This is a genomic window from Mariniphaga sediminis (assembly GCF_003573545.1).
GTDB classification, from domain to species: domain Bacteria; phylum Bacteroidota; class Bacteroidia; order Bacteroidales; family Prolixibacteraceae; genus Mariniphaga; species Mariniphaga sediminis.
This window is the reverse complement of the sequence record NZ_QWET01000001.1, coordinates 45,174-68,887: the sequence shown is the minus strand read 5'-3', so window position 1 is coordinate 68,887 and position 23,714 is coordinate 45,174. Positions and strand designations below refer to the sequence as shown.

Here is a 23,714-nt window from a genome sequence, read left to right as displayed (position 1 = left end):
TAGTTTATTCACATAGGCTAATAATTTTATTGTTCCAGAAAATAATATTCGCATAGTAAAAAAGAGCTTAGTTCCGTTTAACGGTTACATTTTTCTTCTTTATTGAATAATCAAACTTTGCTGCTTGTTTTAAAGCGAACATTGCCTGTTCAAATGTTTCTTTATCAAAGGTTCCTGTAAACCTGTAATCTAGTATTTCACTGTCTTTCACATTTATATTCACGCCATACCAGCGTTCTAGTTTCACTTTTATCTCACCAAACCGTTCTTTATTAAAAATCAGTTTGTCTTCTTTCCATGATACTTCAGGTTCTGTATCATTAAGAGTTATAACCTGGGCACGTTTTATTTTGACTGGAATACTCTCTGTAACATTTTCGTTTTCAGGCTGCTTTTCAGATGACACATCCGAAACCTGGTGGATATTCTCATTTTTAAGCAATACCAGCTTTTGACCTGGTTCCAGCATCAGGTTACTTTCACCTTCTTTATCAGATTTAAGTCCTATGATTTCAATCGATCCTTCCAGCAATGTTGTTTCAATACTGTTATCATCAGCATAAGCTTTTACATTAAACTGAGTGCCCAGCACTTTTATATCTATTCCGGTAGTATTTACTAAAAAAGGCATTTCCCCTTTTTTTGAAACATTAAAGAAAGCCTCTCCTTCCAGGAAAACCTTTCTTGTGTTCCGTTGAAAATCTGTAGGGTACCTAAGTTTAGCGCCTGCATTCAACCAAACTTTTGTACTATCTGACAGGACGATATAAGATTTTGAACCTTTGGGAACGTTTATTTCATTATACTGAACCGTTTGAGGGATTATGTCTTTGTTCAAATTTTCATCAGTTTGGGCAATGACTAGCAGGTGTATTACATAACCCAATATACAAGCTGCTGCATATTTCATAGTGGTCAGGATAATCTTCCGTACTCCTGTAGGATTTTTCCTGCGCAAATCAGTGGACTCTTCAATTTCTAACTTATCATGGATTTTATCCAGTATCGCTTTTGATGATATATTAAGTTGATCGTATTTAACATTATCCCAGTTATCTTTCAGCCACGCAAACACCATCTCATCAATATTTTCGCTGTTTATAAGCTGAAAAAGTTCTTCCTTTTCTTTGCTGACTGCCTGATTTGAAATTAACTTTTCAAACAATTCAATTATTCTATCTTTTCTTTGCATATTGAAATTTTTCATCGTACAGCTTAATCCCGATAAAACTTAACTGGCTATCACCAAATCCGGATATCCTATTTTAATCATCCGGATTAGTTAACCATATATGAATTAGAAACCGCACATTGTTAGTACTGGTTATATTCCTTTTTCCGTGAAGGGAAAATGTAAAAATTTTTTTATAGAGATTAAATAATGGTATCGATAAGAAACAAAACCATTACTTTTAAATACCTGGGAAGTTCACCCCGTAAAAAATTTAATGCATTGCGGATCTGTGTATCTACGGTATTTTCCGAAATATTTAGTCGCACTGCAATTTGTTTATAAGTCAATCCGTGATCTCTGTTCAGTAAAAAAATCTGCCGCCTTCTTTCAGGCAACTTTTTTATAAGTGAATAAATGGTTTCTACTATTCTTTTTGTTTCAATACCTTCTTCGGTCTGTTTTATATTACTCAGAGCATAGTCATCACAATAGTCCATTAATGCCTTCTTCTTCAAAAAATCATACACCTCGTTCCTGGCTATTATGAAAATATAGTTATTAAATGATTTGTTGAGATCGATGTTTTCTTTTTTTTCCCAGATTATTACAAAAACCTTTTGAACCAAGTCTTCTGTATCGTGCCAGTTCTTCAGGAACTTATAGATAAAAGCAAAAAGCTTTTTATGGTATTTATAATAAAGAGCATTAAAAGCTTCTGGTTGCCCCGATTTTAGGGCTTTATAAAGTGCTTTCTCTGTTAGGTTATCCATGAATATAACTTAAATTCTTTCTTTCCCCCTTTCCAAAAGCCTTTGGAACTTATACTTGTCAAAAAAAGAAATGATGTTCCTGAATTAAGTCAGCATAAATTCAAAAGTAATTTTTCAAATATAAAAGACATAATCCTCCTTTAGCAATCCATCAAAACCAGCATATAATCTTTTCAAACTTATTAAAATTTGTTTATGATTCGCAAATAAGGAAAATATAATTTTCTCCATTATTTAAATTGTCATTAGAGAGCATTAATTGGAAAATACAAGGGATCTAATATAAAATATTTATCGTTTTTTCATATACGAAAACACCAAAAATAGAATTGGGATGACAAGGTAAAGAAAAAGGAACAACGAGCAATCGATATAAAATAAATCTATTATAAAGAGGCCATCTCTACAGAAACAGCCCCTTTTAACCAACGTATAATGCAATATGTTAATTATTTACTACTTCGTAACAACCATACGAATAGACTCTGAATCAGCCCCAGATACTACCCGAACCAAATAAATTCCGGTGGGCCATCCACTTACATTAAAGTCTACTTTATTCAATCCATTAATCACAGGATGTGGAATTTCTTTAACCAATACACCTGTATTACTGAATACCAGCACATAAGCATCTCCGGCCTTCTTTGAATTAAAATCTACATTTACTAATCCGCTTGCCGGGTTCGGGTAAACCCGCATTTCAAGAGTAGATTCACCTTTCTGTAAGACTTCTTCTGTTGCTGTGACCAGTTCATTATTATATAAACTTCTTACCTCCGATGGTTTAAGCGGCCGTCCCCAAAACCGGAATTCGTCCATGCTGGCCGGTATATCCATCCAAAATTTACCACTGCCATCCTGCATCAGCATAATGGGGTAATCATTAACATCATCATGCGCCATTCCATTGGCCATTACCCCGATATCCAGAGAACCGGGTTGCAACTCCCCATCCAGGTATATGTCCATCGTTTTGTCACGGTCAAATGAAATAGCCACAAAGTGCCATTTATCATCTGCAATGGTAGGTATATTGTTGTCTTTCGCGTTCCACCGTATAGCCTCTCCGCTACCCCCTTCTTCCGTTTCTCCGTTTGCAAAATTCACCGACCACCTGTCTCCGGAAGATTTGTTGGACTCGTTCGTGAAAAAAGCAAAACCTTTCTTTCGTGTTGCTCCGAGCGCACCCAGGTCCTTGTTACTTACTATCACCGGGGTATAAGGTGCTGCTGAACATTTAATCCATAGCGAAAATGAAAAATCACGGGTACCAAGCCGCAAGTCATCAACCTTGGGTAATGCAGCATGCGACAAACGATCAAAATATGCTACCTGTCCCCGGTCAGGATCACTGACAAATGTCGTGGCAACCGTTCCTGCATCCGTAGCATCGTAACCATTCCCGCTGGCATCCTTCAAATCACTGTCCAGCGGGAGGTAAACCAGTTCTCTGTCTTTTCCTGTGGTATCTGATACATAAACAGTTGACATCTCTTCTTCTGTTAACGCCCGGCCCCACAACCGAAAGTCATCAACATTACCGGATACTTTGTCCGGGTTAGCCCCGGTCCTGTCCTGAAGCAGTGTTAACGGGTAAGCGTGCCCGGCTTCGTAAGCACTTCCCGGGCATACAGACATATCCATCGCCCCATCCATCAGTTCCCCGTCCAGGTTAACTGTCATCATCCCGTTACGCTCAAACGATACCGCTATAAAATGCCATTGGTCATCTGCAATACTGGCACCCCCGTGATCCGATGCTTCCCACTTTAGTGTATTCCCGCTGCCATCTGCAAAACTTACCCCCCATTGTTTACTCCCGGGAGTATCTGCATGATCAAGGTAAAGGCTGAAACCTGCCCCTGTTGCACTGGAAAAATCTTTATTGCTTAAAATAACCGGGGTTCCCCCAACAGCAGGAAACTTCACCCAAACAGCAAAAGAAAAGTCTTCTGTTCCAAAATGTAAGGCAGATGTGTCAGGGAAAGCTACATACGAGTTCTCGGTAAAGTTTGCCACCCTGTGCCTTTGGGGGTCATCGACAAATGTAACGGCCTCGGTTCCCGCATCAATACCGTTTATACCGTTCCCGCTCACATCCTTCAAATCATAATCAAGCGGAAGGTGTATCAACTGGCCTCTTAACGGCTCAAAACGAATGGAATCGCCTTTGGGCCAGGTAAAAACGGCTATATCGCCAGGCCCAACGGCAATCGTACGTATATGTTTAATTTCTGCCGGCACCAGCGTTCCGTCTTTAAGCACACGCCGGACACTGGAATCACCTTTGATTGTCAAATCCATTGAGTTCCGGAAGTCGCGGTTTACTACTGCCAGAAAAGCCAGTGAGTCTCGCTCAAGTACCGAAACAACAGCCCCCTGCCCGGATGTTTCCAATACATTGACCTGTTCCGGGAGTTCTGCCAACCTGGTTGTTCCCTGTGGGATACTACCCGTATGGCGGACAGAAACAACACCGGAGCCTAAAAAAACTCCCGAAAGCCCCTGGATTTCTTCATTAACCTGCTTGACCCGGTAATATACAACACTCCTGTTGCCGTTTATGTCTATCGGCCCATTATAAAACGGCAGGTAGGTTGTCCAGTAAGTAAAATATTGCAATCCCTGTGCCCCGTAAGCCAGGTTGCTAAACATCTGAAGCCTTAAATCCGCAACAGTTGGTACCGGATAACTCCAGTGAGAAGTGGTCAAAGCAAAAGCCCAGAAAGGTTTTCCCGCCTTTTTTGCTTCGTCAGAAAAGATCTTCAGATTTTCATACCATTCCGGTCTTAAGTAACGAACCGAATCAACAGCCAGTATTGGGTAATGGTCGAATGAATAAAACTGGAGATCAACTGTATTCATAAATGTATTCACATAAGTTTCATAACTCGATGTTCCCAAATGAGATGATTGGGCATAATTGGGATGAAGATTTACATAACATGGATGTACACTGTCAAGAGCCTGAATCCTTTTTGCCAACTCACCGAGGGCAGCAAAATCACTCATAGGAGGTTCATCTCTCAGATAATATCCTGCCAGTGCAGGATGGTTCATAACACTTCTAACTGTATTCTCAAGGTCACTTTCCGATTCAGGACACCAGACAAATAATTTTATTCCCGCCATTTCTGCGGTATCCAGTAAATTTGTTGCAGATGAAATATCATAATATGAACGAGTAAAGTTGTAGCTGAATCCAGCCTCCTTCATTTCAACAAATCTGTCCACTGTATTTTCCGGAGGAGGGCTTTCATTCCATCCCAATATCGGTATCTGCCCTTCTGTTTTTAAAGTATCTTGTGCATGAACATTTATACCTGTCAATACAAAAGAAAGGAATAAGATGATTGATAAGTTTTTCATTTCAATGATTTTTGTTTTTCATTTGGAAACAACCATTTGAATGGTTTCCGATTTTTCACCGTTTACAATCCGTACCAGGTAAATGCCCGTTACCCATTCATTAACATCAAAGGTTGTCCGATTTATTCCCTGCTCCGCCGTAACCGGAATCTCATTAACCAATGTCCCCAAGGTATTATATATCATGACTTTTGCGTCTCCAAATCTTTTCGAATTGAAAGTAACCGTGACAACTGAACTTGCCGGGTTCGGGTAAACCCGCATTTCAAGAGCAGATTCACCTTTCTGTAAGACTTCTTCTGTTGATGTGACCAGTTCATTATTATATAAACTTCTTACCTCCGATGGTTTAAGCGGCCGTCCCCAAAACCGGAATTCGTCCATGCTGGCCGGTATATCCATCCAAAATTTACCACTGCCATCCTGCATCAGCATAATGGGGTAATCATTAACATCATCATGCGCCATTCCATTGGCCATTACCCCGATATCCAGAGAACCGGGTTGCAACTCCCCATCCAGGTATATGTCCATCGTTTTGTCACGGTCAAATGAAATAGCCACAAAGTGCCATTTATCATCTGCAATGGTAGGTATATTGTTGTCTTTCGCGTTCCACCGTATAGCCTCTCCGCTACCCCCTTCTTCCGTTTCTCCGTTTGCAAAATTCACCGACCACCTGTCTCCGGAAGATTTGTTGGACTCGTTCGTGAAAAAAGCAAAACCTTTCTTTCGTGTTGCTCCGAGCGCACCCAGGTCCTTGTTACTTACTATCACCGGGGTATAAGGTGCTGCTGAACATTTAATCCATAGCGAAAATGAAAAATCACGGGTACCAAGCCGCAAGTCATCAACCTTGGGTAATGCAGCATGCGACAAACGATCAAAATATGCTACCTGTCCCCGGTCAGGATCACTGACAAATGTCGTGGCAACCGTTCCTGCATCCGTAGCATCGTAACCATTCCCGCTGGCATCCTTCAAATCACTGTCCAGCGGGAGGTAAACCAGTTCTCTGTCTTTTCCTGTGGTATCTGATACATAAACAGTTGACATCTCTTCTTCTGTTAACGCCCGGCCCCACAACCGAAAGTCATCAACATTACCGGATACTTTGTCCGGGTTAGCCCCGGTCCTGTCCTGAAGCAGTGTTAACGGGTAAGCGTGCCCGGCTTCGTAAGCACTTCCCGGGCATACAGACATATCCATCGCCCCATCCATCAGTTCCCCGTCCAGGTTAACTGTCATCATCCCGTTACGCTCAAACGATACCGCTATAAAATGCCATTGGTCATCTGCAATACTGGCACCCCCGTGATCCGATGCTTCCCACTTTAGTGTATTCCCGCTGCCATCTGCAAAACTTACCCCCCATTGTTTACTCCCGGGAGTATCTGCATGATCAAGGTAAAGGCTGAAACCTGCCCCTGTTGCACTGGAAAAATCTTTATTGCTTAAAATAACCGGGGTTCCCCCAACAGCAGGAAACTTCACCCAAACAGCAAAAGAAAAGTCTTCTGTTCCAAAATGTAAGGCAGATGTGTCAGGGAAAGCTACATACGAGTTCTCGGTAAAGTTTGCCACCCTGTACCTGTTCGGATCATCAACAAACGCGGCTGCCTCAGTCCCCACATCAATACCGTTTATACCGTTCCCGCTCACATCCTTCAAATCATAATCAAGCGTAAGGTGTATCAACTGGCCTTTTAGCGGCTTAAAACGAATGGAGTCACCTTTGGGCCAGGCAAAAACGGCTATATCGCCAGGCTCAACGGCAATCGTACGTATATGTTTAATTTCTGCCGGCACCAGCGTTCCGTCTTTAAGCACACGCCGGACACTGGAATCACCTTTGATTGTCAGATCCATTGAGTTCCGGAAGTCGCGGTTTACTACTGCCAGAAAAGCCAGTGAGTCACGCTCAAGTACCGAAACAACAGCCCCCTGCCCGGATATTTCCAATACTTTGATCTGTTCCGGAAGCTCTGTCAACCTGGTTGTTCCCTGTGGGATACTACCCGTATGGCGGACAGAAACAACACCGGAGCCTAAAAAAACTCCCGAAAGCCCCTGGATTTCTTTGCTGACTTGCTGTACTTTATAATACACGGGCGTACGTTCCCCATTATATATCGGACCATCATGGAAACATTCGTCATCACCGCAGGGAGGAGTCCAATAAGTAAAATATTGTAACCCCTGTGCCCCGTATGCCAGGCTGCTAAACATCTGTAAACGGAGGGCTGCAGTTGTAGGTATAGGGAATGTCCCATAAATTGCTGTAGCCATGGCAAATGCCCAAAATGGCTTTCCCGCTTTTTTCGCTTCATCGGAAAAAAATTCGAGGTTATCATAGTAAAGTTCACTAAATTTACCTAACGAATCACCTGTAAAAGGGTAATGGTCATAGGAATAAATCTGTTGTGGGACCGTCTCATAAAAATTTTTCACGTAAAGTTTGTAATCTGAAGTTCCAAGCCTAAATGATGGGGTAGAATTGGGATAAAGATTTACATAACAAAAATGAACCGAATCAACAGCCTGTATCCTTTTTGCCCACTCACCAAGGCCGGCAAATTCACTCATAGAAGGTTCATCGTCCAGGTAATATCCTGCCAATGCAGGATGGTCCATAAAACGGAGGACTGTATTTTCAGGATCACTCCTAAGTTCGGGACACCTAATAACAATTTTCATCCCCACTGCTTCAGCAGTATCCAAAGCCATTTGAACATGATCAGCACTTCCAAAGAATGTAAAACTAAGCGAAAACCCCGCATCTTTCATCTCGGTATACCGGGCTACAGTAGTTTCATGTGGAGGAATACTATACCATCCGAGTATAGGAATTTGCCCATCAGTTTGAATTTTGTCTTGTGCACTAATATGCCCGATACAGAAAAGAGCAAAAAGTAAAATAATATACTGTGTTTTCATCTCACTAAAATTGTTTATTTCGTTTGTATTCGATGTAACTCCCGATGAAACGAAGTTCGACCTAAGTCAATTTTAATTCTTCTTGTTTGTGAATTTAAAGAATTAAAATTCATGTTCGTTTCATACATTTTTTTCTTTTAGTTTTTTAATTGTCGCATGGAATTCCATGATTGACAAATAGTCATTTATCCCTGGTGTTTTTTCTAATCATGCTCACTTCATTCTATAAAGTTTTTATAAACCAGATTTTATATTTTGCATCGAACATCTCATTCCTCCCAGTTATCAATAGCAAGAGATTCAGAAAAGCCAACAACCATCGAATATAAATTTGCATTTATGCTTGCCCCACCTTATTTCGTGAGGATATTTCATAAAAAAGCCCCTCCCCCTGATACTGTTGAGAGAGGGGCAAATTAAAATTAGATTCTTTTGTTCAAATTTACCAGAACAAAAAAATATTATTCAGTTACCACCAAACGAACAGTTTCAGAATTACTTTCAGAAGCTACTCTTACTAAATAAATTCCAGTTCTCCATCCTCTAACATCAAAAGTGGCTATATTTTGTCCGGAAACTGTTGAATATGAAAATCCTTTCTGTAACATACCAGCGCTGTTATAAATGGAAATCTGTGCCGTTCCTGATTTTTTTGAATTGAATTTGAGATTTACTTCACTGTTGGCAGGATTCGGATAAACAACAGAACTTAGCGATACTGATGGCCTCTGGTAAATACTGGTAATAGGAGAATAAATCTGCTGAATATCGGTATCGGTAATAACACGGTTCCAAACCCTCAACTCATCAATATAACCTTTCAGACCTGCTCCTTCGTTGTACGTACCCGTGCCGTCTTCCATTATCGTAAACGGATAATTGTTGTCATCGTCCCAGGCCATACCCGGCATTAACGACAAGGCTGCATTGCTGTACTGTTGCTCGCCATCTATCCATACACGGATGGTGTCGTCACGGTCGAACGATACGGCTACAAAATGCCAGTTATCATCAACACAGTCGGGTGCTCCATTCTCAAAAGCTGTCCAGTATACCCGCTCGTTGCTTCCGCCTACAGCGGTTTTACCATCGCCAAAGTTAATCCCGCAATTGGGTGAACCTACAACATCCGCATTTTTCGAGTACATACAGAAACCTTTGTTCTGCCCACTACCCCAATCTTTATTTCCTATAATTACAGGGTCTCCGCCTACCCGATTTATCTTCATCCACATGGCAAAAGAGAAATCCTGGCCGGCTCCAAATTTCAATGCATCGACCAAAGGTAATGTGGCGTGCGAAGCAGTGTCGAAGAAAGCAACCATACCTCGTTGCGGATCATTCACAAATGAAGTAGCTATCGCTCCTGCATCGGTAGCATCGTTGCCGTTGCCACTGGCATCGCTTAAATCATTGTCTAACGGAAGATAAACAACCGGTCCGTCGCCGACAGAAAGTGGTTCATAAATCTCCTGAACATCAGTATCGGTAATAACACGATTCCAAACCCTCAACTCATCAATATAACCTTTCAGACCTGCTCCTTCGTTGTATGAACCCGTGCCGTCTTCCATTATCGTAAACGGATAATTGTTGTCATCGTCCCAGGCCATACCCGGCATTAACGACAAAGCTGCATTGCTGTACTGTTGCTCGCCATCTATCCAGACACGGATGGTGTCGTCACGGTCGAACGATACGGCTACAAAATGCCAGTTATCATCAACACAGTCAGGCGCTCCATTCTCAAAAGCTGTCCAGTATACCCGCTCGTTGCTTCCGCCTACAGCGGTTTTACCATCGCCAAAGTTAATCCCGCAATTGGGTGAACCTACAACATCTGCATTTTTCGAGTACATACAGAAACCTTTGTTCTGCCCACTACCCCAATCTTTATTTCCTATAATTACAGGGTCTCCGCCTATCCGATTTATCTTCATCCACATGGCAAAAGAGAAATCCTGACCGGCTCCAAATTTCAATGCATCGACCAAAGGTAATGTGGCGTGCGAAGCAGTGTCGAAGAAAGCTACCATGCCTCGTTGCGGATCATTCACAAATGAGGTAGCGATTACTCCGGCATCCGTTGCATCGTTGCCGTTGCCGCTGGCATCAGTTAAATCATTGTCTAACGGAAGGTAAACAACCGGTCCCTCGCCGGCCGAAGATGATTCATAAATCTCCTGAACATCGGCATCGGTAATAACCCGGTTCCAAACCCTCAACTCATCAATATAACCTTTCAGACCTGCTCCTTCGTTGTACGTACCCGTGCCATCTTCCATTATCGTAAACGGATAATTGTTGTCATCGTCCCAGGCCATACCCGGCATTAACGACAAGGCTGCATTGCTGTACTGTTGCTCGCCATCTATCCAGACACGGATAGTGTCGTCACGGTCGAACGATACGGCTACAAAATGCCAGTTATCATCAACACAGTCAGGCGCTCCATTCTCAAAAGCTGTCCAGTATACCCGCTCGTTGCTTCCGCCTACAGCGGTTTTACCATCGCCAAAGTTAATCCCGCAATTGGGTGAACCTACAACATCTGCATTTTTCGAGTACATACAGAAACCTTTGTTCTGCCCACTACCCCAATCTTTATTTCCTATAATTACAGGGTCTCCGCCTATCCGATTTATCTTCATCCACATGGCAAAAGAGAAATCCTGACCGGCTCCAAATTTCAATGCATCGACCAAAGGTAATGTGGCGTGCGAAGCAGTGTCGAAGAAAGCTACCATGCCTCGTTCGGCATCATTCACAAATGAGGTAGCGATTACTCCGGCATCCGTTGCATCGTTGCCGTTGCCACTGGCATCGCTTAAATCGTTGTCCAAAGGTAAATATACGACTGGTCCCTGTGCAAAAGAGAGCATAGCCATAAATACACCTGCTAACAAAAAGTAAACTTTTCTTTTCATACCAAAAATTTTAAGTTAAAAATTATTATAAATATTGATTATAGTTAGTTCTACTCCAGAGTAAATATTCTATTATTAGAATACTTGTTATAAAAGTTTCGTATCTGAGCAGGACCAGATATATCCTGCTGTTAGAGATAGGCATGAAGAAATAAATCCTTCATGCCTATTTTCTGAGAACGTGGCTTAGTTAGGATTGACATCCCACCATAGCGGGATATTTTCCAGATCAGAACCACCTAACATTTGGACAGCTTTCTCTACTTCCTCCGTATTTGCATTTTTTTCACTTTCTACGTAAGAGCAACGTGTTTGTACTTGTCCGGCTGATGGGTTAATATTTGCATTAACCGAATATTTTTTAGGATATAATTTGGGTAGTCTTGTCCTTCTGAATTCAGCCCATGCCTCAAAACTAACGGGAAACAATGCAAGCCATTTTTGAGTCATGATTTGCTCGTACTGTTTTGTTTTGTCAGATGAGAACTTGACCGGGATATCGGTCATTGGCGGATCGTAATAAGGTGGGTTCTCCGGAGCCACCGGTGTTGAGGTACCATTAATATAATCATCAATGGCGCTCATTGGATAAGTGGTTCCTTTCCACTGCTTAATGGATATTTCAATTCCTTTCTTATAAAAGGATTCTGCTGTACCTCCCATATTCCAACCTCTCCAAGCCCCTTCTGCCTTCAGGAAATAAGCTTCGGCTGCATTCATTACATTTATAGGAGTTTTATATTGATTACCGTCCTGAAAACGGGGACCGTACTTGGAATATGCCCGGAAGTAGGTATATACTTCGGGATTGGAACCGCTTGAAAAACCATGGTACCCGCCAATGTTATTTTTATATAATTCAGGGAACTTCCTGTTCACAGGGTTCAATTCAACCGGGGACCAGAATTCTTCCATACGGGGATCATTGTACCCCTTCAGCAGACTTTCCATATTTGTACTCATAACATCCTGATAAAAGGACTCCATCCTGGGCATTCCATTGCCTTCTTCATTAAGGTCTTCAACCGGGTACAACGCATCATCAGCATTGGTTTCGAGCATAGGGCCTGCAGCAATAGCAGCTTCTGCTTCCTGTTTTGCCTTTTCAGGTTCAACATTCGAAATCCGTATAGCCATCCTTAATCGAAGTGTATTGGCAAATTTCAGCCATTTTGAAATATTGCCGGCATAAATCTTATCGCCAGGGCCAAAAACGGTTAATCCAGGATTACTTGCCAATTCTCCTTTAAGAATGTCCATTGCACTGGCAAGTTCCTCAAACATCATGTAATAAATATCTCTTTGATTGTCATAAGCAACAGCTTCTTTTCCGCTTCCGGCTTCCGTATAAGGAACGGATCCCCAGATATCGGTTGCACGCTGTAACTGGAACACTTTCCATATCTGTGCAAGGCTATACGAAACCATATCTCCTTTCCGCTCTGCATCACTCATAATACTTAAAATAGCAGGCAAACTCTGGCTGTAAACATCATGAAACCCTGCATCCTGCCAGCCAACTCCCTGCATATACTGGTCATAAGACTGTATACCACAGGAAATATATCCGCAATTATTTGAGACCAACGTACTTGACATCCTGCTCATATTATCGGTGGTAGTCCATGATAGCCCTTCATGCACCCCAAAGGCAAACAACTCAGCGTATTCTTTAGGTCCTATTGCCATTAACTGGGTTTTATTGGTGTTTATTTCTTCAAAATTATCTGTACATGAATACGATACTACGAGCACAATAAATATGTAACATAATTTTTTTGTCAGCCTATTTGATATATTCTTGTTCATTCTTATTTCTTTTTACAGTTTAACCATTATAATGACAACTTAATATTAAAACCAACATTTCTGGCTCCCGGTAAGAATGCACTCTCAGATCCTTGCCCATTTTTTTCAAGATCGTATGTAATGTCAGGATCAAACCATTTACAGGCATTGTAAATATAGAACAGGTTTCTTCCAATTGCTGACACCGTAATATCTTTTATTACAGCACTTTTCACAGGAAGGGTATAACCTATTGACAATTCGCGCAAACGTGAATTAGTAGCTTCATGATTAAAAGCTTCTCCTGCCCCGCTGGTAGCGCGGCCTCCAATATGTTTCCCGTACTGTTCTGCTGTAATTTCAATATCGTTGGGGACATAACTTACCGATTCATCTTCAGCGATAACTCTTTTTACGCCGTCAAAAACAAAACCATCCCGTCCGTAGAGTGTAGCGATACTGGTTCCACTTCCCATCATTTGAGCCTCGGTAGCCGACTGACGGACTCCGCCATAGTTCAGGTCAATCAAAAAATAGAGGTTCCAGTTTTTATACCGGATATTATTATTCAGGCTGCTTCTCCAGTCATAATTAAAGTTCCCCAAATATATTTCTGAATCAGCGGTTATTTCAGGATAACCAAGTTCATCGACAATCACTTGTCCCTCTTCATTACGGACAAAACCTTTTGATAAAATTTCACCATACGGACGGCCTACAATAATCCAACTGTTACCAACAGATAAATCAGGTGCACTAATTCGATATCGATCCAACGTACTGGTAAGTTCTATCACTTTATTCCAGTTGCGTGAAAAATTCAGGCTTAAGTCCCATTTAAGATTCTTTACCTGAATTGGAACTGTTGTCAGCATTACCTCAATCCCTTTATTCTGGATGTTTCCACAATTAATTCCTGCACTACTGTAGCCCGATGAAGGAGGCGATGTAACAAAAACTAATTGATTATATGTATTTGATTTATACCAGGTAAAATCAATTCCAAAGCGATCTTTTAACAACCTCATCTCAGCCCCTGCTTCCCAGGCCTTTGTACGTTCCGGGATGAGTTCTGAAGGTACTTTGCCCGAATTAGGCTTAACAATGCCCATAGTACCGTTTGATTCACGTGAAAAAGTCTGGTAGATACTGGCAAATGAAGCCCCGTTACCAACCTCGGCATAGGAGCCTCTGAGCTTGGCAAAAGATATTATTTCGGGTAAAGGAATAATATCAGATATAACACCAGTTAACCCAACGGAAGGATAAAAATAATCGTGAGGTGCCGGAAGGGTTGAATTCCAGTCATTACGTGCAGTAACATCCAGGAACAGGTAATTACGGAATCCCAACTGAACAGTCCCGTAAACCGATTGCGTCTGAGTATGGTTCTCATAATCCTTGGTTTTAGTCTTTACTCCATTTTCCAAGTAAAACTTATTTTCAATAACCAATCCTTCCATCGTCTCAGACTCCAACCACTCACTTCTTGAGTCCCTGATTTCGGCTCCCAAGTTGGCAGTTATCTGTAAATCGTCAACCAGTTCTTTATTAAAACCCAGTAGGAAATCAGCATTTAATTTCTGACTATTAATATACTTTCTGTAATATTTCCCTTTTCCTGAAGCAACGTATTGTGTATCCCAATACAATTTTTCTTCTTCATTTTCTGAATTATTTGCCATTTGCCCTCTTCCCTGAATATAGAGCCAGGGTGTAATATCATATTTTAATGCTGCCACCGCATTCAGGTAGCTGCTTTTTTTAACCGCCTCTCGTCCATATATTGACCAATATGGATTTATCACTCCGGTAGAACTTGGAGCCCAGGTCAACTGTTTCCTGGAAAGGAACTCATCAATATAAGAAGCTTCACTGATGTCAGAAGTACGTATGCTCCTTGGCATTTTAATCAATTGCCACATCGGACTGAATAAATCATCGCCAGTTACCGGTCCATTCTCATTCATACCCTTTTGCCAGGTAAGAATACAATCAAGCTTCAGGTTTTCAATTAACTCTGCATCCATACGCAGGTTAAAATTATGACGCTCCATTTCGTTTACCGGAATCAGGCCTCCGGCTGTAACGTTTGTATACGAAAAATAAGCTGTCGACTTTTCATTTCCCATACTGTAAGACAGACTGTTCGTGAGGTTATAGCCTGTCCGGAAAAAATCTTTTATGTTATTGGGCTGCGCATCAAGAGGAACCTCATTCTCTCTCCAGTCAGTAACCGTCTGCCCCTCCATTTTGGGTCCCCAGCTTGACGTTTCCTCATTGGCATTATACATTCCACTGTTCCCTTGTGCATATTCATTCTGGAACTCAGGGTACAGATAAGGCACATCAAACGATGTCAGTGAATTCACCTGAACTTGTGTTTTCCCTTTTTCCCCCTTTTTAGTGGTTACAATAATGACCCCGTTTGCGGCTGCTGACCCATAAAGAGCCGATGCTGAAGGCCCTTTTAAAACATTAATTTTTTCGACATCATCAGGATTAATACCATCCAGGCCAAAATTGGAAGGTACACCGTCTACAATAATTAAAGGGGTATTTCCTCCGCTAATCGAACGTTCTCCCCTAATTATAACACGGGAACCGGAACCAACGCCACCTGCCCCTGAGCCTGTAGTTACAGCAACCCCGGCCAATTTACCGGCGAGCATATTCCCAAGGCTTATATCTTTTACAGTAGTCACGGCGTCAACATCAACCTGCTGGGTGGCATACGTTAAGGTCCGTTTGTTTTTTTCAATCCCTAAGGCAGTAACTACAACCTCCTCAAGAGAAGCTACATCTTCGCTCAACTGAATATTAATGACCGTCCGGTTGCCAATCTCAACTTCCTGCGTAGACATACCAACAAATGAAAAAACAAGTGTCCTGCTGTTTTCAGGGAGCGACAACTGATATTGTCCGTTGACATCTGTAACAATACCAATAGTTGTTCCTTTCAGATACACTGAAACACCGGGAATAGGTTCTCCGTTTTGGTCGGTAACCTGCCCACTGATCTCAATCTTTTTCTGTTCCTGGATTTCCGGGATCTCTTCCGGTTTTATATTTACTTTTTCTTTTATTATTACCTGCCGGTCCCTTATCAGGTACTCAATTTTTTCTTCGTTGAGAACTTTGTTTAGTATTTCTTCAATAGAAGCGTTGGTAAAACTTACCGACTTAAAATTCTGTTTCGAAAGGACATCGTAATTATAAAGGAACACGAATTCACTTTGTTTCTCAATTTCCTCAAAAATCTCCTTTAAGGAAGTATTTTTAAGTTTTACGTTAAGCTTTGTACTTTGCGAATAAGTATTGAAACCAACCGCATGAAATACAAGTAAAAATGAAAAGAATACCGTCAACCTCATAATACGATAAAACTTTTTTAAAACCCCCATCCTAGGGAATCCTGTAATTCGCCTTTTTTTCATAAATTTGCAATGTTATTTAACAATTATTTTTACCTGATCTCACCATCAGGGATAACAACGGTGGGTGTTACAGCACTCACCGTTTTATATACATCCTATTTAATTATAAATTGTGTTTCATCTATTTTTTCCAATTTTAGGGAGGCAGTAACAGCCAAATTATCCAAAACAACTTCCATTTCTCTGTTCAGATCAAGTTTTCCGCCAATACGCACAGAGCCTTTTAGCGGATCTTCAAATTTTATTGTAATATTGAAATATCTTTCAAGCCGTTTAACAATGCGGTTCAGTTCAAGATCTTCAAACAGGAGAAGTCCCTGAGTCCATAATGTATAGTTTTCGGGGTTTACTTTGGCCACACTAATTTTCCTGGAATGAACATCCCACGAAGCCATTTCTCCGGGAGACAATCTCATCTCTTTAGTCGATAATACTCCACTCTTATGAATAATATTTACAATTCCTTTAGCGAGTACCGTTTCAAAATTCCGATCGACCTTATAAGCTGACACATTAAAACTGGTACCAACAACTTCTATAGAATAATCTTCCTGAGGAGTTTTAACTATAAAAGGGGCATCTTTATTTTCAGCCACTTCAAAATAGGCCTCTCCGTCAATATAAACTTCCCTTTTATTTTTACTGAATACTGAAGGATAAATTAATTGGCTTCCGGAATTAATATGAATCCACGTACCATCTGCCAACTGCAACTTACTCCTTTTTCCATAAGGTACAATCAATGTGTTTTTCTTACCAACATTCTCTTCAACTGAGAAAGCTTCATCACCCGCACTAATCATAACCTCACCTGTCGAATCATAATTAATAACTGAATTGTCGTTCTCAATGGAAACCTTTTCGCTTTCTGACAGAACAAGTTGAACAGATTCCTGACCTCTTACCTGTTCTTCACTTAAAACATAATCAGAATAATTATTGTCTTCCTGGTTTGTATAATAATAATATGCACCCCCTCCCACTGCCAGCAATAGCAATAATGAGGCAGCACTCCTAAGGAAAATCCTCCTGTATCGAAATCGATCTTGATTGTCGTTTTGTAGGGCTATCTGTTTATTGAGTCGGATAAGGATCTCTGAGCGTTCTTTCTGAGAGAGAGTATCATCCTCAGAGATTAAAAATGACAGGGCGTCTTTTAATGTAAATATCCATTTTTTGTCTTCCGGATGCTTTTCTATATAATTGTTCCAGTACTCTTCATCCTCATCATTTTGGCTAAAAACCCAATTTATAAACTTCTTATTTTCCAGATATTTTGAATAATCAGCCATATTTACTGTTTATTCATATAAGTAAATGAGATCTCAAAACGTGGACACTTTTTGCAAATTAAAAAATAGATAAAAAATCATATTTGTTTTAGCCCCTAATGACTTCCTTATTTTTTTAACGGTCCGGTAAACTTGTTTTTTTACTGAATCACTGGCTATATCAACAATCTCCGATATCTCTGAATAACTCAATCCTTGCATAAAACGCAGAAACAAGATCTCCTTTTGTTTATCATTCAAATCCGCAAGTATTGTTTTGACAAGCAACTTCTTCTCCTCTTCTATTTCGTTTTCAATAATTTTCTTTTCAAATGAATATTCAATATTAAAATCAGAAGTGGTCTTTTTATTTAATTCTATTATTCTTCTTTCCCGTTGAATCTTTCTCAGCAGCGTATTCTTTAACGACTTTAATAAGTAGTACCTGATATTATCTGTATCTGATAAAGAATGCCGTTTATTGTAAAGGTCAAAAAAAACTTCCTGAATACAGTCTTTCACCAATTCCCTGTCGGGTGTTAATTTTGAACCATAAATAAATAAACGATCTACATATAGATTATAAATGGATGCGAAAGCTAACTGGTTTCCCCTCTTAAACTCTTTCCATAAGTAATCCGTGTTACCTTCTGAGTCTTGCATCATAGTTTTTATGGCCATTTAGGTCTCACTAATATAGATCTACTTTGATAGATTTGCAAATTTGTCTTTTCTTAAATCTCAATTAATAATCAACCGTCATTATAAGCATCTGAATAACCATTAGATCTACCATTCTTCATCTGTTCTTTCGCGGATTACACAAAAACCAACACTCCTAACCGGCCACTGCCAACTAATATGCCCGAATAACTTGTAATGTCAGTGTATTAAACCATATATTTAACTCATTCTGTTCTTGAATGTGTTTTTACTTTTCTAATATTTTACCCTCAGAAGGTAGAACAATATATTTAGAAAAATATAAGCCAGAATAGATAAAGCCAGGCCATAAACATTTAGGAAGACAAGCAGAAACAGGCTGACAACCAGAAAAAAGTAACGATACCAGTTTTCCTTCAGGTTCAGATTCTTAAACTTCAGTGAAAACATAGGCAGGCTGATTACCATCATTCCTGAAGTAAGCAGACCAAGGACCACCAGATTATGTGTAGAGTAGATAAACTGCAAAAATCCCTGGTGACCCGGAACTTCCAGCATCAGACCCAGCGAAGCCCAAAACAGACCATTGGCGGGGATAGGTAATCCACGGAAGAATGTTTCGCCAGATTGAATAACGTTGAACCGTGCCAACCTCACAGCGCCCATAACAGGCATCAGTATGGCAGAAAAAAGAATCAGCCATTGGCTCCAATGGGCATTGATCTCGTATATCGGTTGATTGCTTTCAAAAAGTGAAAACTCAAGGAGCGTGAAAAGGATAGCCGCAGGTGCAAGGCCAAAAGAAATAAGATCGGCCAGCGAATCGAGCTGCTTTCCAACTTCGGAATAAGCTTTTAGCAAGCGGGCTGCAAATCCGTCCAGAAAATCGAAAACAGACGCAAGACAGATGAAAATTCCTGCCCATACAAGGTGTCCGTCAATAGCAAAGATTACGGCCAGCGAACCAGCTACCAGGTTCATAGAGGTAATAAAATTAGGTATCTGCCGGATCACCCGTTTCATTGGAATTTACTTTAATGACGCAATCACAGTTTTGCCTCCCACTGTCTTTTGGTGCATTTTCACATGGACATCAGCATCAACTGGCAAAAACAGATCTACCCGCGAACCAAACCGGATAAAACCATACTCCTGCCCTTGTTCCACTATATCGCCCGGTTGCTTGTAGGTTACAATACGTTGTGCCACCGTACCAGCTATTTGCCGGGCCATCACTTCCGTACCGTTGTTCATTTTAAAAACAGTGGAGCATCGTTCATTCTTTTCCGATGACTTCTTCACAAATGCCGGATAATAAGCACCTCTTTTGTGGTGTTTATAACTCACTTCCCCACCAACCGGCGCCCGATTCTGATGTACGTTAAATACCGACATAAAAATGGAAACCTGCAGCCGTTCATCCTTAAAATATTCCTTTTCGTACACTTTAAAAATTTCCACTATTTCTCCATCGGCGGGAGCCAGGATATGCTGGTCATTCTTTTCAATTTCCCGTTGAGGCACCCGGAAAAAGAACACAATGAGTGTTGCCAGGAATAAAGAACCTGCCATGAGAAAATAAAAAATGAGGTAATCTCTTAATGTAAAATAGATAAGCGCATCTATTACGGCCAGGAAGAAAAAGGCCACTGGAATAATCTTCTTTCCTTCTTTATGAATTTGCATCTTTATAAATTTCCTGTAAAATCTAACCATACATAAACTACCGGTATCACAAACAGCAAACTGTCGAAGCGATCGAGCAGGCCGCCATGCCCCGGAAGGATCGTTCCTGAATCTTTCACGTTGAGACGGCGTTTGATTATGGATTCAAAAAGATCGCCGAGCGTACCGAACAGAACGACAATAACGGATATTGCCAACCAGTTTAAAACGGAAGGGTGCTGAAAAATTACCGAATTAAGGATGCCCGTAAGCAGGGCAAATACCGTTCCGGCAATGAGTCCTTCCCATGATTTATTGGGAGATATTTTTTTATGAATCTTGTGTTTTCCAAACATTGAGCCAGCCATGTAAGCCATAGAATCATAAACCCAAACAATAAAAAAGACGCCAATAAGTATTTTCGCGTTGAAAACAGGATAGTTGGGATAACCGGGATGAACCATAAAATTAAGGAGGCTAAACGGAACGGCCACATATACAAAACCGGTGAAAGTGACTGCACTGTTCTGTAAAATTCCCGATTTTTCGCTGAATGCTTCAAACAGAAAAATAAAAGTTAATGCCGGTATAAAAATAAGATACGACTTGGCCGGTAACAAGTTGTTGACCATGCCAAAACAGATAATAAAAAAGAGCAACCCTAATGCAAGGCCTGCTGTTTTTCGCGGAGCACTTCCAGCCTTTTCCAGAAGCTGGTAAAACTCCAGTTGGGTAAGGTAAAGAAAAGTACCGAAAACTACCGCAAACAGCAACGGATGAAAAGCAGCTCCGGCCAACATCAAAACAACATATACAACTCCGGTAATGGAACGCCTGGATAAATCTTTCATGTGCCTATAATTGTTTATTTCCAATTTTAACACATGCATACCTGGCTTGCGCTGTCAGAAAGGGGGTTCCCATGAAACTTATCGTCATGCTTTTGTAAATATACTTTCTATTCATGGTTACTTCAACGCTTCAATTCTTTTAATAATTCCACTGCTTTTTCCTCATCGTTTTCATCTACATAAATCTCAAAATCGCCAAACACTTGGTAAGCAGAGTCGTGCTGATTCAGCACAACCACTTTTAACCCCGCATTCTCCAAAATATCTTTGGCCATATTTGCTTTGTACTCATGCGCAGTAAAAAATATTTTTTTCCAGCCCTTTTCCATACTTTACAAAGATTAAAAATTTACGCCGAAATAGTTTGATTTTCTGAATTCTCCTCTTCCTTCCCGTTTTCAGTTTCAACAGATTCTTCAGGTTTATTATTTCCCTGTCCGTTATCCGCATCAATCATTTTTTTATCGTCCCACGGGCGTTTACCAAATATTTTCTCAAGATCTTCTCCAAAAATTACTTCACGTTCCAACAACAGTTCCGCCAGCTTTTTGTGTCCCTCCTCATTCTCTTTCAATATTTTTCTGGCCCGCTTATACTGCTCGTCAATAATCTTTTTCACTTCCTCATCAATCAATTCAGCAGTTTTTTCGCTGTAAGGTTTGGTGAAAGCATAATCCGTCTGTCCGGTAGAATCGTAAAAACTCACATTCCCCACTTTTTCACTCATACCAAAGTAACTAACCATCGCATAAGCCTGCTTGGTTATTTTTTCCAGGTCGTTTTGGGCCCCGGAAGAAACCCTGCCAAAAATGTTTTCTTCAGCTGCACGACCACCCAATGCCGAACACATTTCGTCAAGCAGTTGTTCTTTTGTGGTAATAGAGCGTTCCTCCGGAAGGTACCAGGCTGCTCCCAGCGCTTTTCCTCTGGGCACAATGGTTACCTTTACAAGTGGATGGGCATATTCCAGCAGCCAGCTAATCGTAGCATGACCGGCCTCGTGATATGCAATGGTCTTTTTCTCTTCTTTCGAAATAATTTTATTCTTCTTTTCCAGCCCTCCGATAATACGATCGACTGCATCGAGAAAATCCTGTTTGGTAACCGCATCGCGGTTTTTGCGGGCAGCAATCAGGGCTGCCTCGTTACACACGTTGGCGATATCAGCCCCCGAGAAACCCGGTGTTTGCTTCGCCAGAAAATCTACTTTGACATCGGTAGCCAGCTTCAGGGGACGCAGGTGCACTTTAAAAATTTCACCGCGCTCCTTCAGATCGGGAAGTTCCACATGGATTTGGCGATCAAAACGCCCGGCACGCATCAGGGCCCGGTCCAGAATGTCGGCCCGGTTGGTTGCTGCCAGAATGATGACCCCGCTGTTGGTATCAAACCCATCCATTTCAGTCAGCAACTGGTTCAACGTATTTTCTCTTTCGTCATTCGAACCGAAATTGGGATTCTTCCCTCTTGCCCGGCCAATGGCGTCAATTTCATCAATAAAAATAATACAGGGTGCTTTTTCTTTTGCCTGTTTAAAAAGATCGCGTACCCGTGAAGCGCCCACACCTACAAACATTTCTACAAAGTCGGAACCCGACATGGAGAAAAACGGAACACTTGCTTCCCCTGCCACAGCCCTGGCAAGCAAGGTTTTTCCGGTTCCGGGAGGGCCAACCAGCAAAGCGCCTTTAGGAATCTTGCCTCCCAGTTTGGTGAATTTTCCCGGATTTTTCAGAAATTCCACAATTTCCTCCACCTCCTGCTTGGCTTCTGCCAGGCCGGCAACTTCTTTAAACGTGGTGCTCACTTTCTGATCCTTATCGAAAACTTTTGCCTGCGACTTCCCTACATTGAAAATACCTCCGGCCCCTCCGCCAGCGCCGCGGCTCATCCTTCTGAATATCCACAGCCACAGCACAATAATCAGCACAAAGGGGCCAATAGTCCAAAGGATTTCCCCCATCCAGTTTCGCTCTTCTTTGTATTCCGGAAGTATTTCTTCCTGTGCCCCCTCCTGTGCCACACGCAGGTTACGTTCAAAAGTCTCTACCGAGCCAATTGTAAATGTAAAATGAGGGCCTTCCTCTGCGGGTTTTGAAAAATGTTCACTAAACTGCTGCTCGTATTTTTGAAGACTGTTCTTTTTTAAATAGATGTTGGCCTTCTTCTCGTTTACCACAACAATGCGTTCAATATCATTTTGAGCCAGCATTGTCGATTTTACTTCGCTCCAGTTGGTTTCTACCGGTCCGCTGCTGTTGCTCAGATAGTACTGAACAGCAATAAAAATAACGGCAATAAGTCCGTAAACCCAGTAAGCATTAAATTTCGGCCCCTTGGGATTTTTTTTATCCCCTTTTTTCATTCCCGGAATAAGCGGATTCTCGGGAGGTGACTGTTTATTATTTTTGTTGTTCTCTGCCATAATTTGTTTCTAATTATCTGAATCTGCCTTTATTATTTTTGCATCTGCCCAAAGTCCTTCAAGGTCGTAGAATCTTCTTGCCGACTCGCTAAAAACATGTACTACAATTTCCCCAAAGTCCAGCAAAACCCAAATAGAATTCCCATAGCCTTCAGAGTGCCAAGTCTTTATTCCTACCTCGTCTTCTACGTTCTTTTCAACAGACTGGGCAATGGAACTTACTTGTGTGGAAGAGGTTCCGTGACAAATAATAAAATAACCGCACTCAGTATGATGTAATGTATTTAAATCGATAATTGTTATCTCTTTTCCTTTTATTTTTCTTATTCCTTCAAGAATTGCTTCTTTTAATTTTTCTGTAATTTCTATGTTTTTATTCATAAATAACTTTTAGCCCTACAAAGATATATTTTTTACCCAACATCAATTTTTTA

General features: G+C 41.1%; 15 protein-coding genes. All 15 read right to left on the bottom strand.

Features of this window, described 5'->3' with window-relative positions; translation table 11 throughout:
- Positions 1-67: 67 nt before the first annotated feature.
- Positions 68-1,192: a FecR family protein gene (locus D1164_RS00265; protein WP_172594269.1), complete on the bottom strand. Its 1,125-nt coding sequence runs from the start codon at positions 1,190-1,192 to the stop codon at positions 68-70.
- A 182-nt stretch (positions 1,193-1,374) separates the two neighbouring features.
- A complete protein-coding gene (locus tag D1164_RS00260; RefSeq protein WP_119347930.1) occupies positions 1,375-1,944 on the bottom strand; it encodes an RNA polymerase sigma factor in 570 nt (189 codons plus the stop codon).
- Positions 1,945-2,400: 456 nt separating this feature from the next.
- Positions 2,401-5,316 carry a LamG-like jellyroll fold domain-containing protein gene (locus D1164_RS00255; RefSeq protein ID WP_119347929.1) on the bottom strand — a complete coding sequence of 972 codons (2,916 nt, stop codon included), beginning with the start codon at positions 5,314-5,316 and terminating at the stop codon, positions 2,401-2,403.
- A gap of 18 nt (positions 5,317-5,334) precedes the next feature.
- The gene (locus D1164_RS00250) at positions 5,335-8,253 is read right to left on the bottom strand and encodes a LamG-like jellyroll fold domain-containing protein (RefSeq protein ID WP_119347928.1); all 2,919 of its coding nucleotides are present in this window, start codon (positions 8,251-8,253) and stop codon (positions 5,335-5,337) included.
- Between the two features lie 461 nt (positions 8,254-8,714).
- On the bottom strand, positions 8,715-11,180 hold the full coding sequence (locus tag D1164_RS00245) for a LamG-like jellyroll fold domain-containing protein (RefSeq protein WP_119347927.1): 2,466 nt from the start codon (positions 11,178-11,180) through the stop codon (positions 8,715-8,717).
- 186 nt (positions 11,181-11,366) lie between these two features.
- Positions 11,367-12,869, bottom strand: a complete 1,503-nt coding sequence (locus D1164_RS00240; RefSeq protein WP_172594268.1) for a SusD/RagB family nutrient-binding outer membrane lipoprotein — start codon at positions 12,867-12,869, stop codon at positions 11,367-11,369.
- A gap of 146 nt (positions 12,870-13,015) precedes the next feature.
- Entirely contained in the window at positions 13,016-16,342 is a 3,327-nt protein-coding gene (locus D1164_RS00235; protein ID WP_172594267.1) for a SusC/RagA family TonB-linked outer membrane protein, read from the bottom strand.
- Between the two features lie 158 nt (positions 16,343-16,500).
- Positions 16,501-17,697: a FecR family protein gene (locus D1164_RS00230; RefSeq protein ID WP_119347924.1), complete on the bottom strand. Its 1,197-nt coding sequence runs from the start codon at positions 17,695-17,697 to the stop codon at positions 16,501-16,503.
- Between the two features lie 33 nt (positions 17,698-17,730).
- Entirely contained in the window at positions 17,731-18,342 is a 612-nt protein-coding gene (locus D1164_RS00225; protein ID WP_172594266.1) for an RNA polymerase sigma factor, read from the bottom strand.
- Between the two features lie 273 nt (positions 18,343-18,615).
- On the bottom strand, positions 18,616-19,362 hold the full coding sequence (locus tag D1164_RS00220; protein ID WP_119347922.1) for a CDP-alcohol phosphatidyltransferase family protein: 747 nt from the start codon (positions 19,360-19,362) through the stop codon (positions 18,616-18,618).
- Between the two features lie 6 nt (positions 19,363-19,368).
- On the bottom strand, positions 19,369-20,025 hold the full coding sequence (locus D1164_RS00215) for a phosphatidylserine decarboxylase family protein (protein ID WP_119347921.1): 657 nt from the start codon (positions 20,023-20,025) through the stop codon (positions 19,369-19,371).
- A 2-nt stretch (positions 20,026-20,027) separates the two neighbouring features.
- Complete coding sequence (locus D1164_RS00210; RefSeq protein ID WP_172594265.1) at positions 20,028-20,855, bottom strand: phosphatidate cytidylyltransferase; 828 nt, start codon at positions 20,853-20,855, stop codon at positions 20,028-20,030.
- Positions 20,856-20,977: 122 nt separating this feature from the next.
- On the bottom strand, positions 20,978-21,184 hold the full coding sequence (locus D1164_RS00205) for a putative signal transducing protein (protein ID WP_119347919.1): 207 nt from the start codon (positions 21,182-21,184) through the stop codon (positions 20,978-20,980).
- A 20-nt stretch (positions 21,185-21,204) separates the two neighbouring features.
- Positions 21,205-23,280: an ATP-dependent zinc metalloprotease FtsH gene (gene ftsH, locus D1164_RS00200; protein ID WP_206610878.1), complete on the bottom strand. Its 2,076-nt coding sequence runs from the start codon at positions 23,278-23,280 to the stop codon at positions 21,205-21,207.
- A gap of 9 nt (positions 23,281-23,289) precedes the next feature.
- Complete coding sequence (gene rsfS, locus D1164_RS00195; protein ID WP_119347918.1) at positions 23,290-23,661, bottom strand: ribosome silencing factor; 372 nt, start codon at positions 23,659-23,661, stop codon at positions 23,290-23,292.
- Positions 23,662-23,714: the final 53 nt, after the last annotated feature.